The following is a 23,330-nucleotide window of genomic DNA, read 5'->3' on the forward strand; positions in this document are numbered from 1 at the left end:
CCGTTGCGAAGGGGCAATGCGGGCGATGGGGCCCCTTCGACGGTGTCGATTATCGGAGCGGCGACGGCATCCTATTAGCGGGAATAGGCGGTGGATTGCGGCGCTATTTGGCCAATGAGTGGCGGACGGACGGGCCTTTTTCGCGCCAACGTCCCGATTCCGGGTTAACGGCGGCCCGCGGCGATTCTTTCGCCCTTGTGAAGGCTCGCGCAAGCCTGAGGCGCGGATTCGACGGTTTGACGGCCGTTCCCGGAAGTCGCCGCCTCCATCGCCGGGCAGACTGGCATGGATCCGCAGCGGTTTCCTCGTCGTCCGTGCTTCACCACCGCGCTTCGCGTGGCGCTGCCCGTCCGACCCTCCGATCCCGCCATCACGCCATCACGCCAGCAGCGCCATCGCTGTCACGCGATCGTCGCGGCGCACCAGTCAATCACCATGCCATTCGGTACATTTCTGCCATTGCCGGGATCCTCCGATCCCGCACCGCCGCCGCTCCGGCCCGAGGCAGCGCCTCCCCTGGATGCCTCATCGAGCGCGGGCCCGCAAGGCCATATCCTGCGTCTGGACGAGCTGCCGCAAGAGATCGTCCTTCGTGTGGCGCATTACCTGAGTCCCGGGAAAGCGTTGGCCTTGGCCGCTGCGTCGCAAAGTACCTTCGCCATGCTGCGCACCGACATCGTGGAGGTACAGCGCCTTGGCGGTCGGATCAGGTGGGTCAGCGGCTTGTCGGCCTTCGAGGCGGCGTTGGCCGACCTCCTGCTGGTCCCTACGAAGTGCAGGGATCCGCTGGTGCGCGCCCTGGGGGAGCGCCTGCCCGTGTTGCCCGAGCCGCTGCGGGGGCCGGCACACCAGGCGCTGCAGCCGTACGTGCGTGCCTGCGCGACGCCAACCGGTCAGGACGCCGGCCACGGATCGCGTCCGGAGTGGCATCGGCTGGTCGACGCCGGCATCGCCGGCGACCCGCAGGATCTGCTGCACCGCATCCTCGCCTCGCCCGCCGATGCGCGGGCGGCGCTGGTGGAAGCATGGGTCGGGTCCGACGTCCCGCCCCCACCGCCCGTGTCCCTGTGGCCGCGGATCCTCGATGCCCTGCCTGCGCCGGCGCGCGCAGCGGTACTCGCAACGATGGCCCAGACGATCCCCGACGCCGAGTACGGCAAGGCCCTGCAGATCATCATTACCGCCGTACAGGCGTCGGTGGAGGGGGACGGCTTCCTGCCCGCGGACCTTGCGCGTACGCTTGCCCGGCTTGCCGGCGGGCTGGGCTGGCAAGTTTCGAACGAGGTACCGGCCAGACTCGGACAATACTGGGACGAGGTGTTCGGGCTCGCGCGGCGGCTTCCATTGCCGGCACAGCCGGAGGTGATGTCGCAACTGGCAACGCTGGTACATGCGGACGATGCTCCTTCGCCAGCCGACGATGCCGCAAAGCCGAGGCCGCGCTGGAGCGGCTTCATCGGCTATGTCAGTGCGCACTTCGCTCCGGCGGACGCGACCCGGATTCTCGGCGATCTGGCGCAAGCCAGTTCGAACGCGGAGGACGGGGAACGCCATCCGCACGCCGCGCCCTTGAGTCGCGCGCTGTGCAAGGCGGCCATGGCACTGCCCGATACCTGGTGCGCAAAGCTCCTTGCGATCGTCCTGGACTGCGCGCCGGCGGACGAACTGGCGGCGCTGGCGCTGTGGGAAGAGGGCTTGCGTGCCGGCGAACCGCTCGCCGCCAGCGTTGCCGCGCCCCTCTACACATCCCTGGCACGCAGCATCCGAACCCTTCCGGCGTCCCATCAGGCGGCATGCTGGGATGCCCTCTGCCACTGCCTGGAAACCCATGCTGACATTGCGCCGCTGACTCCCGCGATGCTGGAACTGGCGAGGCATGCCATCGGTTCCCGCTCGCTCGAACGGCGGACGCTGCTGCTGCGGACCGCAGGGCGTCTGCCGGCCGAAGACCGCGGCCGGCTCTGCGCGGCCATGACGATGACCAGCGATATCACGCCGGCGCTGTGGCGGGCCCAGGTCATGGATCTGGAGAGCCTGCCGCTGCATGTCCGCCACCGTACCGCGGCATGGCTTTCCGTCGCGCTGTTCGGCTACCAAACGGGCCCCCACGGCTTTCGGCCGGCTTTGACCGAGCCGTTCCTGCCGGACCCCGGCGGCCTAGCCGCCGCCGAATATCCGCGCAATGCCGCGCAGGCCCTGGACAGGCTCTCCGATATCCTGGTTCTGCTGCCGCTTGCGGACAGAGGCGCCGTGCTGGTGTCGCTTTCGCGGACGGGCGCTGGCCTGTGCGTCAATCCACTGCCGTGGAGCGCGGCCAGGGTGAACTGGCTGCTTCGCGAGGTAATGAAGCTCGCTCCGCTTCACCACCATGGGCTGGACGTCGTGACCAATGTCGCGCACTCGGCGGCGCGCCAATGTCCCAGCGAGGCGGAGGCGCTCGCCGTCTTTTCCGCGTTTCATGGCGCCGTGGCCGCGCTTCCCGCCGACGCCCGCGTGTCCGCGCTGTTCCATCTCACCGCGATGATGCAGCGCCTGGTGAAAGACCAGAGAGCGCTGCAAGCCATCAATCCGTTGTGGGTCGGGCTACCGGCTTCCGATCTGATGCCGCTTCGGACCCGCAAGAGGAAGGAGCCGCCCGAAGGGGCAGCGGACTAATCAACAGGGACACTGCCACCATGCCGTTCGATCGCCTTTCGTCCTTGCCCACCCTCTCGCCCTCGGGGCAGCCAACCGGATCTTCGCTCAACGTACCTCCTGCTGGCGAGTCCGCGCCGGCCACGCGCCATCCAATCCCTGTCTTGCGTCTGACCGACTTGCCGTCGGAAATCCTGCTGCAGATCGCGCGTTGTCTCAAGCGCAGCGAGGCGCTGCTCTTCAGCGAGACCGCGCGCGGCATCCTGGCGGCGCTGAAGGTCGACATCGTCGACCCCGTTCGCCTGGGCGGCAGCATCAGGTGGGTGACCGGCCTGTCCCGATTCCAGTGCGCGCTGGCGGCGATCATGGGCGCGCCCGGGCCGTGTCAACGCCGGTTGCTGAAACGGCTCGCGGAGCGCGTCTCCGCATTGCCGGAGCATCTTCGCAACGCGGCGTGCGACCTGCTGCAGCCGCATCGATCCCTGCTGGCGCCGTCACGCGCCCGCACGCAGCGTCACCGCCCGGACGGAGAATGGCGCCGGCTGCGCCAGTCCGGCGCCGCCGACGATCCTGACGCACTGCTCGACCGAGTCCTTTCCCTGGCCCCCGACGCGCACTTGCCCTTGCTGGCCGCGTGGTCCGCGTCATGCAGCGTGGCCTCGCCGGCTATCTCGGCCTGGAACCGCATCCTCGACGCAACGCCGCCGCCGGCACGGGGACAAGCCCTTCTGACAGTGACCGCGGACTTCCCATCCTGGGACCAATGCGAACACGCCGTGCAGACGATCATCGCGGCCGTACGGCAAGGGTTGGATACGGTTGGCGCCGTGGCGGAGGACTACGCCGCTGCGCTCGCCCAGGAGGCCAGCAGGCTGCCGGGATACGAAAGATGGTTGAGCGAGAAGCCGCTGGTCCAATACTGGGACGACATCTTCGATCTAGCGTGCCGCTTCCCGCTGCCGGTGCAAGTGCAGATCCTGTCCGCACTGACGCGGACGCTCGATCGCGACGGTCCGCCCAAAGAAGGCGCGTCGCCGCAGGCAGTCCCACGGTGGCGCCGGTTCATCGACGATGTGCTCGGGCGTTTCGCCCCCGGTGACGCGACCAGTATCCTCTGCGGCCTGGCATCGAGCAGCGCAGCGTGGCGAAAGCATGAGGGCGGCGAAGGCGCGATGCCGGTGGTCCACGCATTGTGGGCCACCGCCCGGACGCTGCCGGAAGCGTGCTGTGCAAAGCTGCTGAGCGGCATCATTGCGTCGCAGGCACAGGACGAGGACTTGTCCCTGGCGCTTTGGGACAGCGCTTTCCATGCGAGCGAACCGTGCGCTCCCGGTGCGGCCGCCCCGCTCTACCTCCGGCTGGCGACGGCCATCCGCAAGCTTCCCGAAGCGGCCAGGGAGCGCTGCTGGGATGCGCTTTGCCAGCGCCTTGCAGGCGTCGACGACCTGCTTCCCGTCACGCATGCCGTCAATGAACTGGCGCAGCAGCCATTCGCCACGGATTCGCCGGGCCGGCGCGCCCGCCTGTGGCACGTCGCGCGACGGCTGCCCGCAGATGTCCGGGCCGCCATCTGCAAGGACATGATCGTGAGTTACGGGATCACTCCGGCCCTGTGGCAAGCGCAGGTTCTCGAGATGGCCGATCTGCCACCGGTTGCGCGTCACGGTCCGGCGGCATCGCTGGCCTATCTGCTGTTCAGATACGACGGCGACGCGGACGTTTTCACCGGGGCGGTTCCGCCTTCGCCGGACCCGGCGGCTCCAGCCGTTGCGCAGGTTCCCTGCAATCTGGGACAAAGCCTGGCACGGCTCTCGGACATTCTCGCCATGCTGCCGCTCAAGGACAGGGCAGGCCAACTGTTGTCGCTGTCGCAAATGGAATCCAGTCCACCGTCATACAACGAGGGACGCGCAACGCGCGTGGTCTGGCTGCTCGAAGAAACCATCAAGCTGGCGCCGCTGCACCACCACGGCATCGAGGTCGTGACCAAGCTGGCCATGTCGGCGCAACGCGATTGTGCGACGGAAGCGGACTTGCGCCGCATCTTCCCGCCCCTCCTGAGGGCGGTGGCCGCGCTGCCCGCGGACGCGCGGATATCGGCGCTGAGCAGCGTGGCCGCGCTGGTGGAGCGTCTGCTGCCCGGCGACACCCGCTGGATGCAGGCCGTCGTGGCGCTCACCGCGGGGCTACCGGCCGCCGACACGTTGCCGGCGCCATCGCGCAAACGCAAGGAACCGCCCCGATAGCGGCAGGGCGCTGGAACGACAAGGCCCGCGGCGCGCCAGAAGCGCGCCGCGGGCCTTGTTCGCCGATTGCGGCTGGCTCAGAAGCCCAGGCTGGCGAGCAGATCGTCCACCTGCGACTGGTCCGAGACCACGTCGGGCTTGCCTTCCGGATTGACCTGCGGGCCGTTCATCAGCGTGCCGGGCGCTTCGGTACGGCGTTCCGCCGGGACGTTGTCCAGCAGCACCTGCAGCAGCTCCTGCTCCAGGGTGTGGATCATGTCCATCATCTTCTTGATGACCTGTCCGGTCAGATCCTGGAAGTCCTGCGCCATCATGATTTCCAGCAGATGGCTGCCAGTCGCGCGCGCCTGCGAGGGCACGTCGGTCAGGAAGGCACGGGTGTCCAGCACCAGTTCGCGCGCATCGCCCAGTTCCACCGGCTTGGCGAACCACTCGTCCCAGCGCTTGTCCAGCGCCTCGGCATGCTTTTCCAGGTTGGACTGGATCGGCTGTGCCAGTTCCACCGCGGTCAACGTACGCTCGGCCGCCTTCTCGGTCATGGCGGCGATATAGCCAAGGCGATCGCGGGCGTCCGGAATGGCCTGCGCGGCCCGTTCGATCTCTTTGTCGAGACCCAGTTCGCGCATGTTGTCGCGCAGCATCCGCGTCAGATTACCAATGCGCTGGATAATCTGTTCGGCCGAGTCGTTGCTGATGTTCGGAGTCATCGACATGTCGGCACCTATGCCCCTTCCTTGGCGATCTTCTCGAAGATCTTCGTGATCTTCTCGTCCAGCGTGGCCGCGGTGAAGGGCTTGACCACATAGCCGTTGGCGCCGGCCTGGGCCGCGGCGATGATGTTTTCCTTCTTGGCTTCGGCAGTCACCATCAGCACCGGCAGCTTGGCCGTGGCGGCGTTCGCGCGGATGCCCTGCAGCATGGTCAGGCCATCCATGTTCGGCATGTTCCAGTCGGAAACGACGAACTGGAAGCTGCCGTCCGTCGCCTTTTCCAGGCCAGCGGCGCCGTCTTCGGCTTCCTCGACGTTCGAAAAACCCAATTCCTTGAGCAGGTTGCGGATGATCCGACGCATGGTCGGGAAGTCATCGACCACCAGGATCTTCATGTTCTTGTCCACGTTCACGGCTCCAAATCAGTTGTGGATGATTGCGATGCGTTCGGCTGCCACACTACCCATTCTCGGCAGCCGGGCTCATTTCCTTAAACCCGTTGCGCGCGCGCGCCGAAGGTCGCCAGGCGCGCCATCACGCGCTGGCTCATAGACTGCAGGGGTACCACCTCATGCACGCCGCCGGCCGCGATGGCTTCCTTGGGCATGCCGAATACGATGCAGCTGTGCTCGTCCTGCGCCAGGTTGTACGACCCGGCGTCGCGCATGCGCAGCATGCCCTGCGCCCCGTCGCGGCCCATGCCGGTCAGGATCACGCCGATGGCGTTCTTGCCGGCATGCACCGCGGCGGAGTCGAACAGCACGTCCACCGCCGGACGGTGCCGGTTGACCGGCGCTTCCTGCGACAGGTGGGCGACGTAGTTGGCTCCGCTGCGCGCCAGCCGCATATGCGAGTCGCCCGGCGCGATATAGGCATAGCCCGGCAGCACCCGCTCGCCGTGCTCGGCCTCCTTGACGGTGATGCGGCACAGGCCATCGAGCCGATGCGCGAACGAGCGCGTGAAGCCGGCCGGCATGTGCTGCACGATCATGACCGCGGGGCAGTCCGGCGGCATGGGCATCAGGAATTCCTTGATCGCCTCGGTGCCGCCGGTGGAGGCGCCAACGATGATGAGCTTTTCCGTGGACAGCAGCGGGCTGCGCAGCATCGGCGCCGCGGGGGCCTCGCCCTCGGGCGCCGGCGCGGCCGCCTTGATGCGGGCGCGCGACGCGGCACGGATCTTGTCGGCGATCGTGTCGGTGTAGTCCATCAGCCCGTCGCGGATGCCGAGCTTGGGCTTGGTGACGAAATCCACCGCCCCCAGTTCCAGCGCGCGCATCGTGATTTCCGAGCCGCGCTCGGTCAGCGACGAGACCATCAGCACCGGCATTGGCCGCAGGCGCATCAGCCGCTCGAGGAAGTCCAGCCCGTCCATGCGGGGCATTTCCACGTCCAGCGTCAGCACGTCCGGGTTCAGCCGCTTGATCATCTCGCGGGCGACCAGCGGGTCCGGCGCGGTGCCGACCACTTCCATGTCGGACTGGCTGTTGATGATTTCCGTCATCAGGCTGCGTATCAGCGCGGAGTCATCCACGCACAGCACCTTGATCCTGGCGGCAGTCATGATCGGAACATTCCTTCGTGGTTCAGGAGCCGGCGGGCGTGGGCGCCCGACGGCCAAACAATTCGACACCGCCGGACGGGGACGTCGCGGAAATTACCCGCGCCAGGGCCCGTTCGTTGCGCTCGACGACCACCTGGTCGTCCTGGCGCGTGAGCCGGCGCACCAGCGCCAGGCCCGTCTGCGGGAAATAGCTGACGCGGCGCGCATGCGGGCCGCGCAGGTCCTGCGCGGCCACCCGGATCTCTTCGGTCTTCAGATAGCGCAATACGAATTCCGCGTTGCGGTCGCCGATGTTCAGCGTGGTCATGTTGGCCAGCACCGCGCCGCCGCCGAACACCTTGGCTTCGAGCCGCTCGCGGCGCGCGCCCGCCTTGAGCAGATCGTTGATCAGCACTTCGAGCGCGTAGCAGCCATAGCGCATGGAAGCCGACAGCACGCGGTCGCTGCCCGCGCTTTCGTCGTCCGGCAGCATGAAGTGGTTCATGCCGCCGACGCCGATGGTCTCGTCACGGATGCACGCCGCCACGCACGATCCCAGCACCGTGGTCAGCACCACGTCCTGCTTGGTCACGTAGTACTCGTTCGGCAGCAGCTTGATGGCCTGCTTGCCGAACTCGCGGTCGAAGTACGTGCGGGTGGCGATGGCCTCCGGCAACTGCGGCGTGTGCATCAGGCCGCTCCCCCGTAACCGGAACCGGAGGCCAGCTCGTAGACGGTCTGCCCGCGCAGCTGGAACGAGCGCGTGACATAGGAGAAGTTCTCGGAATGGCCGGCGAACAGCAGGCCGTGCGGCTTGAGCAGCGGGACGAAGCGCTCGAGGATGCGGCCCTGGGTCGGCTTGTCGAAATAGATCATCACGTTGCGGCAGAAGATCGCATCGAAGCGCTCGCGGATGCCCCAGTCCGGCGACAGCAGGTTCAGCGGCGCAAACGTGACCGTCGAGGCCAGCTCAGGCTTGACCTTGACCATGCCGGCGCGCGCGCCGGAGCCCTTCAGGAAGAAGCGCTTGAGGCGTTCCTGGGACAGCTTGGCGACCTGCTCGCTCGAGTACACTCCGGCCGCGGCCTTGGCGAGCACCTGGGTATCGATATCGGTGGCCAGCACGGTGGCGGCGCGATCGCCCAGCGCCTCGGCCAGCGTGATGGCGATCGAATACGGTTCCTCGCCCGTCGAGGCCGCCGCGCACCACACCGAGTACGGGCGGCCGGTCTTCTTCGCATGCTCCGCTAGCAGCGGGAAGTGGTGCTGCTCGCGGAAGAACGAGGTCAGGTTGGTGGTGAGCGCATTCGTGAAGTACTCCCACTCGTCGGAGTACTCGTCGGCGTCGAGCATCGCCAGGTAGCTGGCGAAGTCGTTCAGCTGCAGCGTGCGCAGGCGCCGGGCCAGCCGGCTGTAGACCATCTCGCGCTTGTGGCCGCCCAGCGAGATGCCCGCGCGCCGATGGATCAGCGTGCGGATCTTCTCGAAGTCGCGCTCGGTCAGCAGGAAGTCGCGCGCGTCGTCGCGCAACGCGGTCGCGGAGGTCTGCTTGGCGAAGGCGGAGGCGCTTGCGGCGGGGGAACGAAGCGACGTCATGGTCCGTTGGTGGTGCTCGTGTTGCGCGTGTTGCTCGTGGTGCGGTATTGCTCGTACTGCTTCGTGTTGCTCGTGCCGCTCGCAGCGCTGGCCGCCGGGGCCTGGGCTGGCGGGGGAACCCGGCGCGCCGCCGGGTTCGCCGCCGTCAGGCGGCCTCGGCCTCGATCAGCTCCATCTCGGGGCTGGTCATCAGTCGTTCGATATCGATCAGGATCAGCATGCGGCCATCGACGGTGCCCAGGCCAGTCAGGTGCTCGGTCGACACCGACACGCCGAACTCCGGCGCCGGCTTGATCGCTTCGCTGGTCAGCGTCAGCACGTCCGACACGCCATCGACCACGATGCCGACCACGCGGCCGGCGATGTTCAGGATGATGACGACGGTCTGGTGGTCATAGCGGACATTGCCCAGGCGGAACTTCAGGCGCAGGTCGACGATCGGCACGATCACGCCGCGCAGGTTCGTCACGCCCTTGATGAAGTCCGGCGCGTTGGCGATGCGGGTCACCGCGTCATAGCTGCGGATCTCCTGCACCTTCAGGATGTCGATGCCGTACTCTTCCGAGCCCAGCGTGAAGACCAGGAACTCGTGACCCGAGGCGTCGCTTTCCGTCGTATCGATATGTCCGATGCCGGCCATGATGTCTGCTCTCTCCGATGTGTTGAACGATTGTCGTGCGCGGGCTTACTGGGCGATGACCGGATCGATCCGGCGCACGCCGCTGCGCTGCAGGGCGCCCACGTCGACGATCAGTGCCACGCTGCCGTCGCCCAGGATGGTGGCGGCGGAGATGCATGGCACCTTGCGGTAGTTGGTTTCGAGGTTCTTGAGCACCACCTGGTGCTGGCCGATCAGCTGGTCCACCAGCAGCGCGAAGCGCTTGCCTTCGGACTGCAGGATGATGGCGATGCCCTGAGTCGGCTCCTGCACGGCGTCCTCCACGTTGAACACGCGGTGCAGCTCCAGCAGCGGCAGGTACTCGCCACGCACATGCATCACGCGCTCGGTATTGGCGGCGGTATGCACGTCCTCGGACTTGGGCTGCAGCGACTCCATCACGCAGTTCAGCGGCAGGATAAAGGTCTCGGCGCCCACGCGCACCGACATGCCATCCAGGATGGCGAGCGTCAGCGGCAGCACGATGCGGGTGGTGGTGCCCAGCCCCGGACGCGAGCTGATCTCGACGTGGCCACCCATCTCCTGGATGTTCCGCTTGACCACGTCCATGCCGACACCGCGGCCGGACAGGTCGGTCACCGCCTCGGCGGTGGAGAAGCCCGGCGCGAAGATCAGTTGCCAGACTTCCTCGTCGCTCATGCTTTCCGATACCGGCAGGCCGTTCTGCATGGCCTTGGCCAGGATCTTGTCGCGGCGCAGGCCGCCGCCGTCGTCGCTCACCTCGATCACGATATTGCCGCCGTGATGCTGGGCGGACAGGATCAGCTGGCCCGTCGGCTCCTTGCCGGCGGCCACGCGCAGGTCCGGCGTCTCGATGCCGTGGTCCAGGCTGTTGCGCACCAGGTGGGTCAGCGGGTCGATGATCCGCTCGATCAGGCTCTTGTCCAGTTCGGTGGCCTTGCCGAAGGTCACCAGGTCGATCTGCTTGCCGAGCTTGCCGGCCAGGTCGCGGACCAGGCGCGGGAAGCGCGAGAACACGTAGTCCATCGGCATCATGCGGATCGACATCACGGATTCCTGCAGGTCGCGGGCGTTGCGCTCCAGCTGGCCCATGCCGGAGAACAGGCGGTCGAACAGCACCGGGTCCAGCGACGAGGCGGTCTGCGCCAGCATCGACTGGGTAATCACCAGTTCGCCGACCAGGTTGATGATCTGGTCGACCTTCTCGGTCGGCACGCGGATCGAGCCGTTGTCGTGGCCCGCGGCCGCGGCGGCCGGCTTGGCCTTTTCCTTTTCCTTGGCGGGCTCTTTCGGCGCTGCGGCCGCGGCAGGCGCCGCGGCGGGCGCGGGCGCCGGTGCGGCGGCAGCCGGCGCGGGAGCCGCGGCCGGGGCGGCGGCCGGAGCGGCGCCGCCGGCCTCCACCACGATCTGCTCGCCGTCGATCACGAAGCAGCAGACGGCGATGATGTCATCGGCGCTGCATTGCGTGGACAGCCAGATCGCGAGTTCGCCAGGGCTCTCGGCCTGGCCTGTGATCTCGCCAAGGTTGGCCAGTTCCTCGCGCAGCAACGTCTGGTCGGCCGGCGAGACGTTGAGCAGGCGCACCTTCAGGCCGCCGCCGGCTGCGGGCGCGGCGGCGGGAGCCGCTGCCGCGGGTGCCGCGACGGGGGCCGGGGCCGGAGCCGGGGGGGCCTCGCCACTGGCTTCCTGGGCCAGCTGCTGCAGGACGGCACAGATGCGTGCCATCGTCTCGGGATCGGGTTCGGTGCCGTTGCGATAGGCGTTGAGCTGGTCTTGCAACACGTCCTTGGTTTCCAGAAAGGTGTCGATGATGAACCGCGACAACGCCATTTCCCGCCGCCGTGTCCGGTCGAGCAGGTTTTCGAGCAGGTGAGTGGTCTCGGTCAGCGCAGCGAAGCCGAAGGTGGCCGCGCCGCCCTTGATGGAGTGCGCAGCGCGAAAAATCGCGTTGAGTTCTTCCGAATCCGGGGATTCGAGGTCCAGCCCGAGCAGAAGCTGCTCCATTTCAACAAGCAGTTCCTCCGCCTCCTCGAAGAAGGTCTGGTAAAACTGCGTGATATCGATATCGACAGACATGACCGTCCTGACTCACTAGATTGCTTTGCGAAAGCCGTTGCCAGCCTCTGTTTATCGTCCCCGCCGTCGTCCTTATTTAGCCCTGCCTGAAAAAATGCTCAGGACTGACGCTCCGGCACCGCCCGTTGGCGGCGCGGGAGCGCGGCGAGGCGCTGCGGTCCTTCAGATGGCACCATGCCCGCGGCTTGCGCGGGCGGTGCCGGAACATGCTTTCCGCTACGGCCTGCCGGGGCCGAGCGCCGAAGGCGGCGTCGGCGCGGCGGGCACGGGCGGCGCCGGTGGCGCCGGCGGCGTGGCGCCGGCCAGTCCGCTTTCCATGTCGCGCGCCGCGCTACCGGCCTTGGCTTCGACCGCTACGTCGGCCGCGCTGGCGTTCTCCGCCTCGAACTTCGCCTGGGCGCGTTGGTTCAGCACCACGATGCTGATACGGCGGTTGACCGGCGCCAGTGCGTCCTTCTTGTCCAGCGGCATCGTCGCGGCCAGGCCCAGCACGCGCAGTACCTTGCCCTCGTTCATGCCGCCGGCGATCAGTTCCTGCCGCGAGGCGTTGGCCCGATCCGCCGACAGTTCCCAGTTGCTGTAGGTCTTCTCGCCGTTGGAATAGGTGGCCGAGTCGGTATGGCCGGACAGGCTTACCTTGTTGGGCATCTCGTTGAGCACCGGCCCGATCTCGCGCAGGATGGTGCGCATATATGGCTCGACGGCGGCGCTGCCGGTGCGGAACATCGGCCGGTTCTTGGTATCGAGGATCTGGATGCGCAGGCCCTCGCTGGTGATATCGAGCAGCAGCTGCGGGCGGAACTGCCGCATCACCGGGTTGTTCTCGATGACCTGCTCCAGCCGGTGCTTGAGCGCGCGCAGCCGCTCGCCCTCCTGCTGGTCGCGGCGCTTCTGCGCGGCTTCCGGATTGTCGTCGCGGGCACGCCAGACCTCGGCGTCCTTGCGGGCCGGATCGAGGCCGCCGCCCGGGATCACGCTGGACGACAGGCTGCTCTTGTCGCCGCCGGCGATCGCCACTTTCAGCGGGGTACGGAAATATTCGGCGACCTGGACCAGATCCTGGGGCGTGGACGCGCGCAGCAGCCACAGCACCAGGAAGAAGGCCATCATTGCCGTCATGAAGTCGGCGTAGGCGATCTTCCAGCTATGGTTGCCGTGCGGCTTGCTGTGGGCAGCCGCGCGCCGGACGATGATGGGGCGCGCGTTGTCGGATTGACCGGCCATGACTCGATGCCTTGTTTGTGCCGTGGATCAGGTAAGGCTCTTGACCTCGCGGACGTGATCGTCCAGCTCGAGGAACGAGGGCCGCACGCTCGAATACAGCACCTTGCGGCCGAACTCCACCGCGACCAGCGGGGCGTAGCCGTTCAGCGAGGCCAGCAGCGTCACCTTGATGCACTCGTACATCTTCACGTTCTCGGCCACCTGGTGCTCGACACGCGAGGCGAGCGGCGAGATGAAGCCATAGGCGAGCAGAATGCCGAGGAAGGTGCCGACCAGCGCGTGGGCGATCAGCGCGCCCAGCACGGCGGGAGGCAGGTCGGCCGAGGCGAGCGCGTGGACCACGCCCATCACCGCGGCGACGATGCCGAACGCGGGCAGGCCGTCGCCGACGCGCGACAGGGCGTGCGCGGGAATCTCGGCTTCGTGGCGGAAGGTCTCGATCTCGTGGTCCATCAGGGCCTCGATCTCGAAGGCATTCATATTGCCGTTGACCATCATCCGCAGATAGTCGGTGAGGAATTCCATCATGGCCGGGTCGGCCAGGATGCGGGGATATTGGCTGAAGACGCTGCTCGCCGCGGGATCGGCGATTTCCTTTTCGAGGAACAGGATGCCCTCGCGGCGCGCCTTGGACAGCAGCACGTAGAGCAAGGCCATGACTTCCATGTACAGCGCCTTGTTGTACTTGCTGCCACGGAACAGCTTGGGCAGCGCGCGCATGGTGGCCTTGATGGCCTTGCCGCTGTTCGCGCTGATAAACGCGCCCACCGCAGCGCCGCCGATGATCACCAGCTCTGCCGGTTGGTAAAGCGCACCCATGTGGCCGCCGGTCATGGCATAACCGCCAAGCACCGCCGCCACCACGACGACATAGCCGATAACTACTAGCACGATCGAATCCCCGTCTGAAAAACACGCGTCAGGCACGCACGAGCCCGCCTGCCGGGGCGAACGGCATCCCGTCCTCCCTTGCAGGGCTCGCCTGCCGCGCAGGTGCCGCCGGTATTCAGGCGGCGACTTGCGCGGGCGCGGCGTCTTTCGAGAGCTTCTTTACCTTGCCAGCGCGCGACGGCGGACGGCACAGACTGCATACGAAGTTCGCATGCGGTTCGTAAGCGTGCGTCACGAACTGTCCGCCGCAACACGTGCAGCAGGAAAGCTGCAGCATATTGCTCTCGAAGAACCTTACTAACGTCCATGCGCGGGTGAAACTTAAGACAATTTCACCGCCGAGCAGGGAGACGTGCTCGAGGTAGAGGCGATAGCTGGCGACCACCGCGCGAATACCGGCCGTCTCGCCCTGCTGGACCATGAACTGATAGGCCGAGAAGAACAGCGACGAATGGATATTCGGCAGCCAGGTGGTGAACCAGTCCGTCGAGAAGGGGAGCATGCCCTTGGGCGGCGATACGCCCCGCAGCTCCTTGTACAGGCGGATCAGCCGGTCGCGCGAGAGGGTGGTCTCGGTTTCGAGCACCTGCAGGCGCGCGCCGAGCCCGATCAGCTCGATGGCGAGCTGCGTCTGGCTGGCGTCCTGCAGGACGCTCTTGCGATTCGGGACGGGGGTGGCCGTGGTGCTCATGGCCGCTTGGGCTTGGAGCAGTGCGGTCAATTGAGCGACTCCACCGGTTGCCTGGCCAACAGGATCGCAGCGTGGATCTGCTGCATGTCGTGGCTCTTCGCGGTATGGGTCAGCGTCGACAGCAACGCGTGATCGTCGAACCGGAAGCGGCACAGGACCATGTTGGAGGCTGCCAGCTTGACCAGCTGGGCAGGCGTGAGCTTGGCGAGGATGTCGGCAATTTCCTTGCTGACGCCAAGACGGAACATCGCTTCGAGATGATTTTCGCGAACCAGACGTTGCGCGAGCAGCAGATAGGCGAGATTGACCTCCCTGATCTCCTGCAGAACTTCACTGCTTTCCAATTTATCCCCGCTACCAATAGCCCTTTCGCTCGCTTGTCCAGCGCTTACCTGCGGAAAACCGCCGGCGACCGGATCGTTGAAATGCTTGCGAATGGGTAAAACCTAAACTTCAGGAACTACGCTTGATCCACTTTGTGTCCCGCCGCACCGACCTGAAACGTTACAAGTGTTACGGAATGTAAGTGGATGGGTTGTTTTATATCGGGAATTGACCGGCCCTGCCAATCCCTACTTTCGTAGGGGGTATATAAATGTCGCAGGAAACATACATGAAGCGACGCACAACATACTTTTGACACGGTAAACCGGGGCTTTCCGGGCGATTCTTCGCGTAAACACCGAGCCGCAAAGAGGTCCGCCGCAACGTTGCGTGGAGGGTCGAAACGGCACACGCACCCCCATTTCGGGGGTGCGCCCCGAAGCAAGGTCGCCGGTTATTGTTACGGATTTTGTAACGGCTCTCGGCTGACTTGTAACGACGGTCGTTACAAGTTCGTTACGAATCTTGTTACAAGGCCGTTACGTGCCTCGTTCATCACGCCGAGAACACTTTCCGCAGCCAGGCCGCGATGCGTGCGAACACGTCGTCCGGCTGATCGCGGAACAATTGCGGCCGCGCGTGCTCGACCTGCTCCATAACGCGTGAGGCCTCCTCGGCGCTGACACTGCCGTATTCGAGCGCCAGCGCCAGGACGGCGCGCAACTCGCCGAGCTTGCGCAACGCGCCCGGGATGCCGGTTTCGGTCTGCACCGCGTACATCAGGTCGTAGGCGCGCGCCCGCAGGCTGTCCGCCAGGCGCCAGGCCGGCGTCTGCATCTGCTCCTCGATGGTGCGGATATCGATCGCGGTGGCGGCGATCTGGGCCGCCAGGCTGTCGGCGAGGCTGGGGTCCACGCCGGCCTGCTCCAGCATCTCCACGGCCCATTCCCGGGCGTGGGCAAGGCGCTCCTGTGGCGGCCATTCGGAGCGCACCGCCAGCCCGAAGCCGAAGCGCGGGGCGTCGCGCATCAGGTTCACCATGGCGTTGGGCAGTTGCTTCTCGAACACCCGCTTGGCCCAGGCGTACTCGCCGCCGGACAGCATCCGCGACACGGCGCGTTCGGTCAGCGGTCCCTCATGGTGCAACACGCGCGCACGCAGAAAGTCCTCGAAGGCCGGAGGCTCGAACTGGCTGTCCAGACCGGTCGACAGGCGCACGAAGTGGTCGAACTCGCCGCGTAGCTTGTCCGCTGCGTCCTTGGGCAGGTGGAAGGTGATCTGGGTGGTCATGGTGGATCTTGTCGATGGCGGGGCGCGGTGGGCGTCAGGGCCGGAGCGGGCATCCGCGCCAGGCCCGCCTCCATCCGGAGGATGCGGCGCGAAAGGTCGGCCCGGACCTCCCGCAGAAAGTGAATCTCACGCCATAGGACGACGGCTTCCGCCCGCGCATCCGGGTCGGCCGCCGCGGGCCCGGCGCCATCCGTCGGCGGCGCGTGGCGCAGCCGGCGCAATTCGCTCGCCGCCGCGGCCGCGTGCTGTTGCCGCAGTCCGCTCAGCGTCATCGCGATCAGCGCAGGGCTGGCGCGTGCCAGGTTGCGCTGCAACGCCGCCTCGAGCAGCGGCCTGACGGGCGCGACGGCGTCGCCTTGGCGCCGCAGCGCGTTTAGAAGCTGGGCTTCGAGGCCAAGCAGCTCGGCCTCCGCGCAATCGAAACGCTCGCCCACCAGCAGCGTGGCGCGGTCCGCCGCGGCAATGCCACTTCCGGTGCTGTCGTCACGCCCCGTCATGATCGGATGCCTCTGCCACCGGCACCGCCGGCATCGCCGGATGCCGCGGTGCCGGCCGGCTCAGGGCTCAGAACGCGCTCCAGTCGCCGTTGTCGGCACCGGCGGTGGCCGCCGCGGGGCGGCTTGCGGCGGCGCGCGGGGCGGGCGCCGGACGGGCGGCCGGGGCCGGCGCAGGCTCGACGTCGTGATCTTCGTCAGCCGCCTCGGCCACTGGGGCCTCGAGCTGGGCAAATGCCTCGCTGCGGCCCGCCGAACCCTGGAAGCCGCCGAAGCTCTCGGCGTGCGCAAGGCGGAAATGCGCGATCGAGGCCTGCAGTCGGGCTGCCTGGTCCTCCAGCGAGCCGGCCGCGGCGGCAGCCTGCTCGACCAGCGCCGCGTTCTGCTGCGTCACCTCGTCCATCTGCGCCACCGCCTGGTTCACCTGCTCGATGCCCGAGCTCTGCTCGGCCGAGGCCGCGCTGATCTCGCCCATGATGTCCGTCACGCGCTTGACCGCCTGCACGATCTCGTCCATCGTCTTGCCCGCCTGGCCCACCAGCGCCGAGCCGTTGTCCACGCGCTCGACCGTATCGCCGATCAGGCCCTTGATTTCCTTGGCCGCGTTCGCGCTGCGCTGCGCCAGGCTGCGCACCTCGCCGGCCACCACCGCGAAGCCGCGGCCCTGCTCGCCGGCACGCGCCGCTTCCACCGCCGCGTTCAGCGCCAGGATGTTCGTCTGGAACGCAATGCCCTCGATCACCCCGATGATGTCGACGATCTTCTTCGAGGCGCCGTTGATCTCGTCCATGGTCTGCACCACGCGACCCACCACCTCGCCGCCCTTGACCGCGGTCTCCGAGGCGTTGGCCGCCAGCCCGCTGGCCTGGCGCGCGTTGTCCGCGTTCTGGCGCACCGTGCTGGTCAGCTCCTCCATGCTCGAGGCGGTCTCTTCCAGCGACGCCGCCTGCTGCTCCGTGCGCTGCGACAGGTCGTTGTTGCCCGCCGCGATTTCGCGCGAAGCCGAGGCGATCGATTCGGCGGAGTCCTTGAAGCCGTGGACCATCTGCGACAGCTGCTGCTGCATCTGGCGCATCGCGTACAGCAGGCTGCCCTGGTCGCCGGCGCGCAGCTTCACGTCCGAGGAGAAATCCCCACCGGCGATGCGCGCCGCGATACCGGCCGCGTAGGCCGGCTCGCCGCCCAGCTGGCGCGACAGCGCGCGGGCGATGAACAGCCCGAGCAGGATCGACAGCGCCACGCCGCCGACCACCAGGCCGAGCATCCACAGGCGCGAGCCCTCATAGACCGAGCGCGCCTCTTCCATATTGCCCTTGGCGCGGGCGTCCAGGCCCTTGACCATCGCGAACATGACCTCTTCCAGCGCGCGGCTTGCCTTGAGCAGGTCGGTGCTTTCCGTAAACACTGTGCTCTCGAACTGCGAGGTATCCAGCGGCTGCTTCGAGACCAGTTCCACGTACTTGTTCATGCGGTCGCGGTAGGCCGGCATCAGCGCATCGAACTGCTTGACCAGCGCCTGGCCCTCTTCGGTCTTGAAGGCATCGCGCGCGTGCTTCATGCGCTCGTCCACCATGCCCAGCGACTTTTCGATCTGCGCCTTCTCGGTGGCGCGCTCACCCATCGTCGAGGCCGACAACAGGCCGATCTGCGACCGGCTGGAGTAGACCAGGTTCACGTTGCCGTCCTGCACGGCCTTCAGGGCCTGCAGATCCTCGTGGTAGATCGTGCTGGTCCACTCCGTCATGCGCCCCATGTTGATGACGCCGAGCAGGCCCATCACAAGACCGATGAGCGACACGATCAGGAAGCCGGCGACCAGCCGGGTCGTGACTCGCAGTTGATTGAACCATTGCATGAGAACTACCTCTTCTTCTGGATGACGGATCGAGCCTCGCCGCGCCGTCGCCATCGGGATGACGGCGCACGCGACTCGGCGGGTTTATCTTGTCGTTCGTTATCGTTGCTGCTGCAGCGGAGTCAGCCTGCGCGTCATGCCTGCGCGAGCTGCTTCCGCGATTCTGCCGACGGCTCCCGGCGCGCACGCTTGGGACGCACTTCCGCCTGCATGCCGATCCGGAAGGTCGACACGGCATCGCGCAAGCGCGCCGCCTGATCTTCCAGCGAGCCGGCCGCGGCGGCGGCCTGCTCGACGAGCGCCGCGTTCTGCTGCGTCACCTCGTCCATCTGCGCCACCGCCTGGTTCACCTGCTCGATGCCCGAGCTCTGCTCGGCCGAGGCCGCGCTGATCTCGCTCATGATGTCCGTCACGCGCTTGACCGCCTGCACGATCTCGTCCATCGTCTTGCCCGCCTGGCCCACCAGCGCCGAGCCGTTGTCCACGCGCTCGACCGTATCGCCGATCAGACCCTTGATTTCCTTGGCCGCGTTCGCGCTGCGCTGCGCCAGGCTGCGCACCTCGCCGGCCACCACCGCGAAGCCGCGGCCCTGCTCGCCAGCGCGCGCCGCCTCCACCGCCGCGTTCAGCGCCAGGATGTTCGTCTGGAACGCAATGCCCTCGATCACGCCGATGATGTCGACGATCTTCTTCGAGGCGCCGTTGATCTCGTCCATGGTCTGCACCACGCGACCCACCACCTCGCCGCCCTTGACCGCGGTCTCCGAGGCGTTGGCCGCCAGCCCGCTGGCCTGGCGCGCGTTGTCCGCGTTCTGGCGCACCGTGCTGGTCAGCTCCTCCATGCTCGAGGCGGTCTCTTCCAGCGACGCCGCCTGCTGCTCCGTGCGCTGCGACAGGTCGTTGTTGCCCGCCGCGACCTGGCGCGTGGCCGAGCCGATGCTGCTCATGCCGTCCTGGATTTCGCTGACGACAGACAGCAGGCTGCGCTGCATGGTCTGCATCGAGCGCGCCAGCGCGCCCACTTCGTCGGCCGCCTGGTAGTCGAACGTCGTGGTCAGATCGCCCGCGCCCATGCGCAGCGCGAAATCCAGCATGTCCTGGACGGGGCGGTTGACGCGCGCCAGCAGCATGGCGCCGGCGATGCCGGCCGACACCGCGGCCAGCGCGAAGCCGCCCCACAGCCACGGCCGCAGCGACTGCGCCGCGGTGGCGTCGGCCAGCGTCTCGAAGGCAACCAGCGCGGCCAGGAACCACGCGAGCCCCGCCGCCTGCGACCACACGATGCGGCTGCGCAGTCCAACCCGGCGCAGGCGGTCGAGCCAGCCCAGCGGGCCCCGCCGCAGCACCATGCCGCGATGCACCGTCAGCCCCGCCCCGCGTCCTTCGCGGATGCGCGTATAGGCGGCGTCGGCGGCGGCGATCTCTTCCGGCTGTGCCATCGAGCGTACCGAGGTAAACCCCACGATCTGCCCGTTGATGCGGGTCGGCGTGACCGTCGCGCTCACCCAGTAGTAGTCGCCGTTCTTGCGGCGGTTCTTCACCACGCCCATCCAGGAATGCCCGTCCTGGATGGTCTGCCACAGGTCGACGAAGGCCTCGGGCGGCATGTCGGGGTGGCGCACCACGTTGTGCGCCGCGCCGAGCAGCTCTTCCGAGGCGAAGCCGCTCGCCTCGACGAAGGCGCGGTTCGCGAACGTGATCCGGCCCTTCAGGTCCGTACGGGAGATCAGGTAATCGTTGGGCGAGAGCTTGTACTCGCGGCCCGTGACGGGCTGGTTATTTTTCATGACTGGAATGCAGGTAAATCAATGCGGCGCGCGGGTCTCCACCGCGCCCTTCCTCAGGCTGCCGCGGCGGCCTCGATCGCGGCCAGTTCTTCGGTGGCCAGCAACTTCTCGATGTCGACCAGGATCAGCATGCGGTCGTCGATGGAGCCCAGGCCCCGGATGTAGTCGGTGTTCATGCCACCCGAGAACTGGGGGGTGGGCTTGATCTGCGCGGGCGGCAGCGTCAGCACGTCGGACACGCCATCGACCACGATGCCGGTGGTGTGCTGGTTCAGGTCGACGATGATGACCACGGTGTACTGGTCGTAGCTGACCTTCTCGTGCTCGAACTTGATGCGCAGGTCCACGATCGGCACGATCTGGCCGCGCAGGTTGATCACGCCCTTCAGATACGCGGGCGCGTTGGCGATCTGCGTCACAGCCTCGTAGCCGCGGATTTCCTGGACCTTGAGGATGTCGATGCCATATTCCTCGCCGCCCAGCGTGAAGGCGAGAAACTCCTCGCCCGCGCCCTCCAGCTTGTTGCTGTCCTTCATGTTGCGCTCCCTACCTGTACTCGTGGTCGTGAAAACCCCGGCTTGTGCCCGACCACTGCTGCCGGCCGCCCTTGCCTGGCGCACCGCCGTTGCGGACGGCGCGATCTGCGTCCCTTGTCTTATCGGCACCGCGGGCGCCAAGCTGAAGGGTCGCAAGGCGGCGAAATCACCCCTCTTCGGTGGGGGCCAGCAAGGCCTGGACCGAGCGCATCAGCTGGTCCGGATCGAAAGGCTTGGGCAGGAAGCCCGAGGCGCCCGCCTCGCGGGCCTGCTCCCGGATGGTGTGGTCCGCCTCGGTGGTCAGCATCAGGATCGGGATGCCGGCGTAAGGCGCCGTCGCCCGCAGCGAACGGATCAGCGTCAGTCCGTCCATGCCGGGCATGACCTGATCGGTCACCAGCATGCCGAATGGCTCCTCCGCGGCCGCGGCCATGGCGACCGCGTGGGCCTCGTCGCCGTCGACCGCCTCGGTCACGACATACCCACCCGCGCGCAGGCAGGCGCCGATCATCCGGCGCAGGGAAGGTGAATCGTCGACGACGAGAATGCGGTGGGATGGCATGGCGGCTCCGGATCTTCTTAACGTTGTACCGAGGGATGACGGTGGCTTGCGGGCGCTGTGCGCACGACGCGCGCCGCCCCTGTTACGTCAGCATATCGGCGCTGCCGGGCGCATTCTTTAGGAGCATCGGAGGTGGGCCGCGGCGGATCCGCGGCGGCGGATGCCGGCCCGGGCGAGGCGGCCCGGGCCAGGTGCCTGGCTCAGGCGCGCGCGCGGCGCCCGTCGACCAGCAGGTCGGCGAAGGAGGCGGCGTCCTGCGGGCGCGCCAGCAGGTAGCCCTGCACCTCGTCGCATCCCATGCGGGCGAGGATATCGAGCTGGGCGTTGGATTCCACGCCCTCGGCCACCACGCGCATCTTCAGCTCGTGCGCCAGCGCGACCATCGAACCGACGATGGCGCGGCCCTGCGCGTCGGACTCCAGGCCCCCGATCAGCGTGCGGTCGATCTTCAGGGTGCCAACTCGCAGGCGCTTCAGGTAGCCCAGGCTGGAATAGCCGCTGCCGAAGTCGTCCAGCGCGACGTGGATGCCCAGCGACTGCAGCTCGGCCAGCGTCTCCAGCGACTGGGCGATGTCCTTCATCGCCGCGGTCTCCGTGATCTCCAGCGTGATCGCGGAGGGCGGAATGTCGTGCTGGTGGATCTGCTCCAGCAGGTACTGCGGGAAGTCGCGGCTGGCAAAGCGCAGCCCCGACACGTTGACGGCCACGGGCGCCACGGTGAGGCCCGCATCCTGCCATTCCCGGATCTGCCGGCACACGGTGGCGATCACCCAGTCGTCGAGCTTGTCGATCTGCCCGGACTGCTCGGCCACCATGATGAACTCGGACGGATTGATCGCGCCCAGCGTGGGATGGCGCCAGCGGCAAAGCGCCTCGGCACCCACCAGCCGCCGGTGCGGCACGTCGAACTTGGGCTGGTATTCGAGCGACAGGCCGTCGTCCTGAATGGCCAGCCACAGGTCGCGCCGGATCACGCGCATGCGGCGCGCCCGCTCGCCCGCGGCCGAATTGAAGACGCGCACCTGGTTCGAGCCGCTTTCGCGGGCTTCTGCCAGGCTCACGCGCGCCGCCTGCATCAGCGCCTCGGACGTCTGCGCATCGCGCGGATAGATGGCGATGCCGATATTGACCCCGATCTGCATCTGCAGGCCGCGCGCCGCGACGAACTCCGCCAGCGATCCGAGGACCTTGGCGCCCAGTTCGTGCGCGCGGTTGGAGTTGACCAGATCGGGCACGCCGACCGCGAACTCGTCCCGGGCCAGCCGGGCAAGGAAGTCGTGCGGGTCGAGCGCGGCGTGAGCCAGCGCGCCGGCGTCCTGCGCCAGGATATCGTCGGCCCGGACCTCGAACACTTCGTCGACCTCGCGGAAGTCGGCGATATGGACCAGCAGCACCGCACAGCTGGTCTCTGCCAGCCGCGCATGCGCGATAGACTGGTCGAGCCAGCGGGCGAAGGCCGCACGGTCCGGCAGATCTGTGGAAACACTGTATTCCCCGACCGTGCCATGCCCCCGGCTGGTTGCCCGAACCGTGAGCCGGCCATTCGGACGCACGCCGGTACGCCGCGCGAGACGGGCCGGCATCAGGGGCGTGGCGATCTCGGGCAGGTCGCCGGGTGCCTCGTCGGCGCGATCGGCTTCGCCCAGCGGCGCCAGGCGGCGGCGCTCGCGCAAGTGGTGCAGCGCGAAGATGGTAGTGAACAGCAGGGCCAGACCCAGACCCAGCCAGGCCGGATGCATCAGATTCGTGGCGTTCATGCACGAGGCCCGCATCGCGACAGAGCCGCCGCAATGGCGGCCCAGGCTGACACCGGCCGCGGCGATCAGCCCCGCCCCGGCCATCGTGGCCATCAGCGCCGCGCCGCGCCAGTACGCGAAGCCGCGGCCGATCCAGTGGGCCGTCACCCCGGCCAGAGCCAGGCCACCGAGCACGCCCAGTACCGCTTGCGACAGTTCCTCGGTTCCCGGGACACTGCCCGACAAGAGCACCACCCAAAGCGGCAGACCTACCGACGCCTGCGACACCAGCCCCGTGGTCAGGGTCAGCATCAGCCCGGACCGGGATGCGGCCCCGCGGCTTCGGCTCGCTGCGCGGATGACCAGCCCGGCTGTCAGGCCGAGCAGGACAGCGGACAGCAGTACGCTAAGACTCATAACGATGGTGGCGCTGCGCGAATCGTGTGTTGGGGGATGCGGCGGCCCGCGTGGCGGACCGTACCGCGTCACGGTTTC

Annotated in this window: 20 protein-coding genes; 2 read left to right on the forward strand and 18 right to left on the reverse strand. The window is 67.4% G+C overall.

From position 1 onward, the window contains the following. Positions 1-285 precede the first annotated feature (285 nt). On the forward strand, positions 286-2,655 hold the full coding sequence (locus LDO27_RS19090) for a hypothetical protein (protein ID WP_224043442.1): 2,370 nt from the start codon (positions 286-288) through the stop codon (positions 2,653-2,655). Positions 2,656-2,798: 143 nt separating this feature from the next. Further along, a complete protein-coding gene (locus LDO27_RS19095; protein WP_224043444.1) occupies positions 2,799-4,880 on the forward strand; it encodes a hypothetical protein in 2,082 nt (693 codons plus the stop codon). A gap of 77 nt (positions 4,881-4,957) precedes the next feature. Here LDO27_RS19095 and cheZ read toward each other — a convergent pair whose 3' ends face one another. From cheZ to LDO27_RS19185, 18 genes are all read right to left on the reverse strand, one after another. After that, positions 4,958-5,587, reverse strand: a complete 630-nt coding sequence (gene cheZ, locus LDO27_RS19100; protein WP_222207516.1) for a protein phosphatase CheZ — start codon at positions 5,585-5,587, stop codon at positions 4,958-4,960. Positions 5,588-5,601: 14 nt separating this feature from the next. Then, complete coding sequence (gene cheY / locus LDO27_RS19105) at positions 5,602-5,997, reverse strand: chemotaxis response regulator CheY (protein ID WP_222207223.1); 396 nt, start codon at positions 5,995-5,997, stop codon at positions 5,602-5,604. 83 nt (positions 5,998-6,080) lie between these two features. Then, complete coding sequence (locus LDO27_RS19110) at positions 6,081-7,154, reverse strand: protein-glutamate methylesterase/protein-glutamine glutaminase (protein WP_222207222.1); 1,074 nt, start codon at positions 7,152-7,154, stop codon at positions 6,081-6,083. Positions 7,155-7,176: 22 nt separating this feature from the next. After that, the gene (gene cheD, locus LDO27_RS19115) at positions 7,177-7,824 is read right to left on the reverse strand and encodes a chemoreceptor glutamine deamidase CheD (protein ID WP_222207221.1); all 648 of its coding nucleotides are present in this window, start codon (positions 7,822-7,824) and stop codon (positions 7,177-7,179) included. Continuing rightward, the gene (locus LDO27_RS19120; protein WP_222207219.1) at positions 7,824-8,729 is read right to left on the reverse strand and encodes a CheR family methyltransferase; all 906 of its coding nucleotides are present in this window, start codon (positions 8,727-8,729) and stop codon (positions 7,824-7,826) included. Before LDO27_RS19120 ends, cheD begins: the two co-directional genes overlap by 1 nt. 145 nt (positions 8,730-8,874) lie before the next feature. Next, positions 8,875-9,369 (reverse strand): chemotaxis protein CheW, encoded by a 495-nt coding sequence (gene cheW, locus LDO27_RS19125; RefSeq protein WP_222207217.1) that lies wholly within the window; start codon positions 9,367-9,369, stop codon positions 8,875-8,877. 45 nt (positions 9,370-9,414) lie between these two features. Further along, positions 9,415-11,445, reverse strand: a complete 2,031-nt coding sequence (cheA, locus tag LDO27_RS19130) for a chemotaxis protein CheA (RefSeq protein WP_224043446.1) — start codon at positions 11,443-11,445, stop codon at positions 9,415-9,417. 216 nt (positions 11,446-11,661) lie between these two features. Further along, positions 11,662-12,669 (reverse strand): flagellar motor protein MotB, encoded by a 1,008-nt coding sequence (gene motB, locus LDO27_RS19135; protein ID WP_222207213.1) that lies wholly within the window; start codon positions 12,667-12,669, stop codon positions 11,662-11,664. Positions 12,670-12,696: 27 nt separating this feature from the next. Further along, complete coding sequence (motA, locus tag LDO27_RS19140) at positions 12,697-13,560, reverse strand: flagellar motor stator protein MotA (protein ID WP_222207211.1); 864 nt, start codon at positions 13,558-13,560, stop codon at positions 12,697-12,699. A 115-nt stretch (positions 13,561-13,675) separates the two neighbouring features. Continuing rightward, complete coding sequence (gene flhC, locus LDO27_RS19145) at positions 13,676-14,281, reverse strand: flagellar transcriptional regulator FlhC (RefSeq protein ID WP_222207210.1); 606 nt, start codon at positions 14,279-14,281, stop codon at positions 13,676-13,678. Next, positions 14,278-14,595, reverse strand: coding sequence for a flagellar transcriptional regulator FlhD (gene flhD / locus LDO27_RS19150; protein WP_006162633.1), 318 nt, complete (start codon positions 14,593-14,595; stop codon positions 14,278-14,280). The genes flhC and flhD overlap by 4 nt, the downstream gene beginning before the upstream one ends. 535 nt (positions 14,596-15,130) lie before the next feature. Continuing rightward, complete coding sequence (locus LDO27_RS19155; protein WP_222207209.1) at positions 15,131-15,865, reverse strand: DUF4088 family protein; 735 nt, start codon at positions 15,863-15,865, stop codon at positions 15,131-15,133. Next, positions 15,862-16,362, reverse strand: a complete 501-nt coding sequence (locus tag LDO27_RS19160; protein ID WP_224043448.1) for a hypothetical protein — start codon at positions 16,360-16,362, stop codon at positions 15,862-15,864. The genes LDO27_RS19155 and LDO27_RS19160 overlap by 4 nt, the downstream gene beginning before the upstream one ends. A 67-nt stretch (positions 16,363-16,429) precedes the next feature. Continuing rightward, on the reverse strand, positions 16,430-18,214 hold the full coding sequence (locus LDO27_RS19165) for a methyl-accepting chemotaxis protein (RefSeq protein ID WP_224043450.1): 1,785 nt from the start codon (positions 18,212-18,214) through the stop codon (positions 16,430-16,432). 134 nt (positions 18,215-18,348) lie between these two features. Then, entirely contained in the window at positions 18,349-20,001 is a 1,653-nt protein-coding gene (locus tag LDO27_RS19170; RefSeq protein ID WP_224043452.1) for a methyl-accepting chemotaxis protein, read from the reverse strand. 53 nt (positions 20,002-20,054) lie between these two features. Then, complete coding sequence (locus LDO27_RS19175; RefSeq protein ID WP_222207205.1) at positions 20,055-20,537, reverse strand: chemotaxis protein CheW; 483 nt, start codon at positions 20,535-20,537, stop codon at positions 20,055-20,057. A gap of 166 nt (positions 20,538-20,703) precedes the next feature. Then, the gene (locus LDO27_RS19180) at positions 20,704-21,099 is read right to left on the reverse strand and encodes a response regulator (RefSeq protein WP_222207204.1); all 396 of its coding nucleotides are present in this window, start codon (positions 21,097-21,099) and stop codon (positions 20,704-20,706) included. A 200-nt stretch (positions 21,100-21,299) separates the two neighbouring features. Then, positions 21,300-23,252, reverse strand: coding sequence for a putative bifunctional diguanylate cyclase/phosphodiesterase (locus LDO27_RS19185; protein WP_224043453.1), 1,953 nt, complete (start codon positions 23,250-23,252; stop codon positions 21,300-21,302). Positions 23,253-23,330: the final 78 nt, after the last annotated feature.

It is taken from the genome of Cupriavidus respiraculi, from assembly GCF_914271545.1.
GTDB classification, from domain to species: Bacteria; Pseudomonadota; Gammaproteobacteria; order Burkholderiales; family Burkholderiaceae; genus Cupriavidus; species Cupriavidus respiraculi.

What these genes read in the sequence shown, in the direction of transcription:
- LDO27_RS19090 (WP_224043442.1), top strand. Translation starts at nt 286, where the DNA reads ATGGATCCGCAGCGGTTTCCTCGTCGTCCGTGCTTCACCACCGCGCTT.
- cheZ (WP_222207516.1), bottom strand. Translation starts at nt 5,587, where the DNA reads ATGACTCCGAACATCAGCAACGACTCGGCCGAACAGATTATCCAGCGC.
- LDO27_RS19110 (WP_222207222.1), bottom strand. Translation starts at nt 7,154, where the DNA reads ATGACTGCCGCCAGGATCAAGGTGCTGTGCGTGGATGACTCCGCGCTG.
- cheD (WP_222207221.1), bottom strand. Translation starts at nt 7,824, where the DNA reads ATGCACACGCCGCAGTTGCCGGAGGCCATCGCCACCCGCACGTACTTC.
- LDO27_RS19120 (WP_222207219.1), bottom strand. Translation starts at nt 8,729, where the DNA reads ATGACGTCGCTTCGTTCCCCCGCCGCAAGCGCCTCCGCCTTCGCCAAG.
- cheW (WP_222207217.1), bottom strand. Translation starts at nt 9,369, where the DNA reads ATGGCCGGCATCGGACATATCGATACGACGGAAAGCGACGCCTCGGGT.
- cheA (WP_224043446.1), bottom strand. Translation starts at nt 11,445, where the DNA reads ATGTCTGTCGATATCGATATCACGCAGTTTTACCAGACCTTCTTCGAG.
- motB (WP_222207213.1), bottom strand. Translation starts at nt 12,669, where the DNA reads ATGGCCGGTCAATCCGACAACGCGCGCCCCATCATCGTCCGGCGCGCG.
- LDO27_RS19155 (WP_222207209.1), bottom strand. Translation starts at nt 15,865, where the DNA reads ATGACCACCCAGATCACCTTCCACCTGCCCAAGGACGCAGCGGACAAG.
- LDO27_RS19160 (WP_224043448.1), bottom strand. Translation starts at nt 16,362, where the DNA reads ATGACGGGGCGTGACGACAGCACCGGAAGTGGCATTGCCGCGGCGGAC.
- LDO27_RS19165 (WP_224043450.1), bottom strand. Translation starts at nt 18,214, where the DNA reads ATGCAATGGTTCAATCAACTGCGAGTCACGACCCGGCTGGTCGCCGGC.
- LDO27_RS19170 (WP_224043452.1), bottom strand. Translation starts at nt 20,001, where the DNA reads ATGAAAAATAACCAGCCCGTCACGGGCCGCGAGTACAAGCTCTCGCCC.
- LDO27_RS19175 (WP_222207205.1), bottom strand. Translation starts at nt 20,537, where the DNA reads ATGAAGGACAGCAACAAGCTGGAGGGCGCGGGCGAGGAGTTTCTCGCC.
- LDO27_RS19180 (WP_222207204.1), bottom strand. Translation starts at nt 21,099, where the DNA reads ATGCCATCCCACCGCATTCTCGTCGTCGACGATTCACCTTCCCTGCGC.
- LDO27_RS19185 (WP_224043453.1), bottom strand. Translation starts at nt 23,252, where the DNA reads ATGAGTCTTAGCGTACTGCTGTCCGCTGTCCTGCTCGGCCTGACAGCC.